This window comes from Phaeovulum sp., from assembly GCF_041596715.1.
Lineage (GTDB): Bacteria > Pseudomonadota > Alphaproteobacteria > Rhodobacterales > Rhodobacteraceae > UBA6213.
This window is the reverse complement of record NZ_JBFHIA010000395.1, coordinates 1-1,504: the sequence shown is the minus strand read 5'-3', so window position 1 is coordinate 1,504 and position 1,504 is coordinate 1. Positions and strand designations below refer to the sequence as shown.

General features: G+C 59.5%; 2 protein-coding genes. One reads left to right on the top strand and one right to left on the bottom strand.

The features are described 5' to 3' along the window. Positions 1-239, bottom strand: a 239-nt coding sequence (locus tag ABY403_RS16425) for a hypothetical protein (protein ID WP_372841884.1), incomplete at its 3' end; no start/stop codon positions are given. 123 nt (positions 240-362) lie between these two features. Between ABY403_RS16425 and ABY403_RS16420 the strand changes: the two genes are divergently transcribed. Further along, a partial coding sequence (locus ABY403_RS16420) for an ATPase (protein ID WP_372841883.1) occupies positions 363-1,504 on the top strand: 1,142 nt, incomplete at its 3' end.

Sequence of the window (1,504 nt, the reverse complement as noted above, 5' to 3'; positions counted from 1 at the left end):
GCGCCGAGCCAGACGAAAAACGCAACCGGTGCAAGCGCCAGAATACCGATCGGGGTGCTGAAATCGAGGTGCGGCCACTGCCCCGCCTCGGTCATGCGCAGCACCATATCGGCTAGCTGAATCGTGTCGCCTTCATGCTTTGCGATGTAGAGGCCGCCATTCAGCAGCATCGCCCCGCCCATCAGCACGATCAGCCCGAAGAGTAGGCTTCCTAGCAGCAGCGCACTCGCTCTTTGCATCGCAGCCTCTCCGCATCTGTTCCATGTTTTGGCCACATTAGCTGGGCAACGTAGCGGTGTGAACCTTTCGTTCAAACAAAGGCCACAGCGCTTGCGCCTGTGGCAGAAACGGGTCGGGCAGAGATGAATATGATGGCCTCAAGCGTGCTGGCACCAGTGCCGCCGAAGAGCATAGCTGAAACCGGGCTTTCGCCCGTAATGCTGCGTGATCTGCTTCTCAAGACGATGTTCCGAACCAATCTCGAGATCTGTTCGTCGATCGCGCGCGTGCTGGCGCTGACGGTTCCGGTGACACAAGAATTGATCGACCTTGCTCGCAGCCAGCGCCTGCTGGAAGCGACCGGCACCTTGCACGCCAATTCGGGCGGCGAGATGGGGTATCAGCTGACCGATGCGGGCAAGGCGCGCGCGCTCGATGCATTGGCGCAATCGGAATATTACGGTGCCGCCCCGGTGCCGTTGGCTGCCTACCGCGAACAGATCGCGCGCCAGTCGATCCGCAATATCCAGATCACGCGCGATCAGTTGACCGCCGCGATGGGGCATCTGATCCTGCCCAAGGAACTGCTCGACCATCTTGGCCCCGCGGTATCCTCGGGCCGCTCGATCCTGATGTATGGCCCACCCGGCAACGGCAAATCTTCGATTTCGAACGGTATCCGCGACGCGTTGGGCGACCGCATCTATATTCCGCGCGCCGTAGAATATGCAGGCCAAGTCATCACCGTATTTGACCCGATCGTGCATACAGCTGCCGAGGAAAGCGTCGAAGACCCCAACAGCCTGCGCCGCACGGGTAACCGCTTCGACAGCCGCTATGTCTATTCGTTGCGCCCGACAGTGGTGACCGGCGGCGAGCTGTCGCTTGACATGCTAGACCTTACCTACAACCCGACCGCGCGCACCTATACCGCGCCCTTGCAGATGAAATCGTCAGGTGGGGTGTTCATCGTAGACGACCTTGGCCGTCAGGCCGACCCGCCGCAGAAGCTGGTCAACCGCTGGATTTTGCCGCTTGAGGAAAACCGCGATATTCTTGCGCTGCATTCGGGCGAAAAGTTCGAGGTGCCGTTTGACACGCTGGTGATTTTTTCCACCAACTTCCATCCCAACGAAATCTTCGACAAGGCGGCGCTGCGCCGGATCTTTTTCAAGATCAAGATCGACGGGCCGAACCAGCAAGACTTTCTGAAGATCTTTGCGATGGTGGCGCGCAAGAAAAAGGTGCCGCTGGACGAACGCGCCATGCTGCACCTTATGCGCGT